Below are 3,439 nucleotides of genomic sequence, written 5' to 3' on the forward strand. Positions count from 1 at the left end.
TGCACGGTCCCGCACTTCAAATGTCCCAAATCCAATCAGTTGGATTTTTTCTTTCTTGGCAAGTGTGTTATAAATTGTTTCCAGTAGCGCATTTACAGCTTTTTCAGCATCTTTCTGTGTTAGTTCTGCTTTTGTTGCAACAGCCCTAACTAGTTCCATTTTATTCATATTCAAACACCTCCTCCTATTATTTTAAATTAGTATGTAGAGATGTTAACACAGCTTCTACACACTTCTTACCTTATCACATTAGATAGAAAGTCAAAAAACCCTTTTCCTATTAGCGATAGAAACTCAAAAAAGCTAGGAAGTTAAGTTTCTCAGCTTTTTTGCATTAAATTGATTTAAAATGTATATCCTATGCGGAATTAGTATTCTATCGATACTATAGCAAAACAACCCTAGAGTTATAACTCTAGGGTTATCGTAGTAATGATTACTCAGATAAAATAAACTTTATTTACTTTTTCAAAACGATTTTAATTTCACAAACTCATCTGCATTTCCGTGTATAGAGAAAACATCTCTATTCTTCCTACATTCGGTGGAGTTCTAGATATTCTTTTAATGTTTGTTGTAACGTCCCTTTTGTTTCTGATTTGATTTACTAGTGTGGTTTGACAGCCATGGATCTGGATCAGCATCTTTTTATCTATAAGGAAGAGTAACGCACACTATTCTGCGGAGCCCGTTCCTTGCCGATACGATTATAATGTGTAACATATAAAAATATCAAAGGGGAAGTCAAAATGACAAGTTCTTATTTTATTGTAAATGGATCATGGCAAGGAAACCGCGAGGGTAATGGAATTATTCGTTTACCAGGAGGATCGAACCTTGAAGTATCGGTCCCGAAGGAACTCGACGGACCTGGCATCGGCACTAATCCTGAGGAACTGCTTATTTCCTCAGCGAACAATTGTTACATGATTACACTTGCAGCTATGCTTAGTAACAGGAAAATAGAAGTGGAAAAACTTGAGGTTTCATCCGAGGGCGTTGTCGAAAAGGTAGACGGAAAGCTGCAGTTCAAACAAATAATTCACAAGCCGGTAATTTCGATTAAAACCGATTCAAGTGTTACTGTGGAAAAATTAGAAGAAGTTTCTGTCCGGGCAGAAAAGGCATGCTTCATCAGTAATACCTTAAGAAATAGTATTGAAATCTCGGTACAGCCAAAAGTAATAGTATTATAATAGTTACATATAACATTATGGCAACATGGTGTCATGCACCGCCAAAAGCCAATTTACTTAGATACATTTTTTCTCAATTTATTATTGAGAAATCTCGTTTTTTGTTGGTTTGGATAAAAGACAGTTCATATTCCTATTCCACGGTAGGGCATTTTAATTGAGTAAGACAAATAAAAAGTCGATTCCTTTAATATAAAGGAAATCGGCTTTTTTTAGCTGGAGTATTTCCTTAGCGTACAAAATTCGATTTTTGTGGGCGCCCCCCCTAATAAAAAAGAAAGCTATCCCATTATTACTTTTCTAAAAAATGGGATAGACTTTTTAAAAAATAGACACCTAAAAAAATCACTACTGTAGCCTTTATGAAGGAAATAGGAATGAAAGAGACGATATTTTATAATAGGGTAAAAGCTTACGGGGCAAGGCAGTAATCCCCTTTTGTATTTCTATGGTGTTAGACATGCTAGCAAAATAGTTGATGCTTGCTATTTGTAGTTATTCCAATGCAAGCAATAGGTTACTTGTCTTTTTTCTAAACTGAATATCTCGACTCTGAGCCCATTCATAGAAAAACTTCTAGACATCACTTAAGAAAGTAGTAATTCACTTAAGTTCACACATATAGCTCTGGTAAAAACACTTTAATCCAAAAAAGCATCCTGAAAGGATACTTAAAAGTTAGCTTGTAAAGCCTCAATTTTCTTCTTAAGTTTTTGGCTTTCTTCCTCTAATTCAATGATTCTATCTTGAAGTTCTTTATTATCCCAGTTGTTTTCCAGCTCTTCAGATAATTCCATTCGCATTTTATGGATTTCAATTCGTTGTTTAGCCATCTCTTCTACTTCTTTATTTAATTGGAATTGTTCGTATGGATTCATATGTATTCCTCCTTTATTTTTACTTTCAACATAAACAGGCAATCCCTTTAAAATAAAGTCCAGTGAGTGTTTCCCACAAACATAGTGACGGCCCCGAACGCACTAGCAATAAAGCTAAAATTCCATACAGTTCGCATCCAAACTACCAAAGATCCATATGTCTTTCTAAAGGCTACTTCACGCATAAAGATGAGATAAAGTACTGTAAACCCATATACACCAAATGCTACCCATTGAAAATTTTCTTGAATTTGAGGGGCTACTAAGGCAACTGCTACTAAAGCTACGGTGAAAATGAGGTTCACAACCATAAAAAAGCTGACAAAACGCATCCACTTAAACCCTTTCTCATACAGTTTACCTGCATCTTGGTCTTCTTGTTTTAATTCTTCCATCATTCATTTCCCCTAGTATTTAGTTTTTTTCTATTATAGTACGGGATGTTAGTTTCATTTTTAGATTGCTAGCATTAGTGTTAGGGAGATTAGCCGCAAGTATTTTGAAGTTTTCACATTAGAACTCCATATCGTATTTAATTAAAAGCAGTCAATTATCTCCTATAAATAAAAAGACAGTTTACAAGTACAAACTGCTCCTTTGCTGACTACTTAGACTGAAGAATTGCTTCTTTAACATACACTTTGTAATCAATAATTGCATCCTCCATTATGGGCAGTTTGCTTTCTGAATTGATATATCCAGCTAATGGTTTAGTGCTTGCCTCAAAATAAGGGAGTTCTTCGTCAAGAGAAAACTTAATGCTGTTTTCATCTAGTGATAGCATGCCAACTATGGCGTCAGTACTTATTTCTTCTAAAGACAGTTCCTTTGCTGAAATGATATTTATAGTGCCCACACATGTTAAGTCCACTACTTTAAAGCCTTTATCTAACAGTTCTTTCACTAAATCTTTAGGCATCTAACCCCCTCCTTAATACTTACTAATTTTCGACATAAAAAGAGGGATTCCTTTAGAATAATGCCCAGGGAGTATTGCACATGAATATACATAAATAAAAGAGCAGTTTACAAATGCAAATTGCTCTTTATTATATTTTTATCATCACTTTCACTATTATTAATCAAACATTGATGGTTATACCTTAATATCCATATTTAACCATTTTACTCCTATTTTATAAATTTTAAATAAGAGACTGATACTGATAAAATACGTATGCATTAAAAGGTATAACGTATTTATCACTCCTTTATAAGGTATACTATAATGAGAGGAGTAGTGATGTTAGTATGTATTATTACGGCAAAAAAAATCAAGAACCTTTAGCTCAAGAACAAACAGAGGTTTGGGAATGTACAGTAGAAGATTGTAAGGGCTGGATGAGAAAAGATTTCTCTTACGAC

At 34.2% G+C, this 3,439-nt stretch carries 6 protein-coding genes; 2 read left to right on the forward strand and 4 right to left on the reverse strand.

The window, feature by feature from the left end; translation table 11 throughout:
• Nucleotides 1-168 (reverse strand): HU family DNA-binding protein (locus tag ACFX4W_RS04665; RefSeq protein ID WP_377559269.1); only part of this gene is annotated, 168 nt, incomplete at its 3' end.
• 581 nt (nt 169-749) lie between these two features.
• On the opposite strand from ACFX4W_RS04665, the gene ACFX4W_RS04670 reads away from it, so the two are divergent.
• Nucleotides 750-1,196 (forward strand): OsmC family protein, encoded by a 447-nt coding sequence (locus tag ACFX4W_RS04670; RefSeq protein WP_377559267.1) that lies wholly within the window; start codon nt 750-752, stop codon nt 1,194-1,196.
• Nucleotides 1,197-1,867: 671 nt separating this feature from the next.
• Here ACFX4W_RS04670 and ACFX4W_RS04675 read toward each other — a convergent pair.
• From ACFX4W_RS04675 to ACFX4W_RS04685, 3 genes are all read right to left on the reverse strand, one after another.
• Complete coding sequence (locus tag ACFX4W_RS04675; RefSeq protein WP_162215313.1) at nt 1,868-2,074, reverse strand: hypothetical protein; 207 nt, start codon at nt 2,072-2,074, stop codon at nt 1,868-1,870.
• Nucleotides 2,075-2,121: 47 nt separating this feature from the next.
• Nucleotides 2,122-2,469, reverse strand: a complete 348-nt coding sequence (locus ACFX4W_RS04680; protein ID WP_377559268.1) for a hypothetical protein — start codon at nt 2,467-2,469, stop codon at nt 2,122-2,124.
• 209 nt (nt 2,470-2,678) lie between these two features.
• On the reverse strand, nt 2,679-2,993 hold the full coding sequence (locus ACFX4W_RS04685) for a hypothetical protein (RefSeq protein ID WP_214989314.1): 315 nt from the start codon (nt 2,991-2,993) through the stop codon (nt 2,679-2,681).
• A 332-nt stretch (nt 2,994-3,325) separates the two neighbouring features.
• Here ACFX4W_RS04685 and ACFX4W_RS04690 point away from each other — a divergent pair.
• On the forward strand, nt 3,326-3,439 hold a 114-nt coding region (locus tag ACFX4W_RS04690), incomplete at its 3' end, for a cold-inducible protein YdjO-related protein (protein ID WP_377559270.1).

Origin of the sequence: Priestia sp. YIM B13489, assembly GCF_042787645.1 — a bacterium.
GTDB lineage: Bacteria > Bacillota > Bacilli > Bacillales > Bacillaceae_H > Priestia > Priestia megaterium.

What these genes read in the sequence shown, in the direction of transcription:
- ACFX4W_RS04670 (WP_377559267.1), top strand. Translation starts at nt 750, where the DNA reads ATGACAAGTTCTTATTTTATTGTAAATGGATCATGGCAAGGAAACCGC.
- ACFX4W_RS04675 (WP_162215313.1), bottom strand. Translation starts at nt 2,074, where the DNA reads ATGAATCCATACGAACAATTCCAATTAAATAAAGAAGTAGAAGAGATG.
- ACFX4W_RS04680 (WP_377559268.1), bottom strand. Translation starts at nt 2,469, where the DNA reads ATGGAAGAATTAAAACAAGAAGACCAAGATGCAGGTAAACTGTATGAG.
- ACFX4W_RS04685 (WP_214989314.1), bottom strand. Translation starts at nt 2,993, where the DNA reads ATGCCTAAAGATTTAGTGAAAGAACTGTTAGATAAAGGCTTTAAAGTA.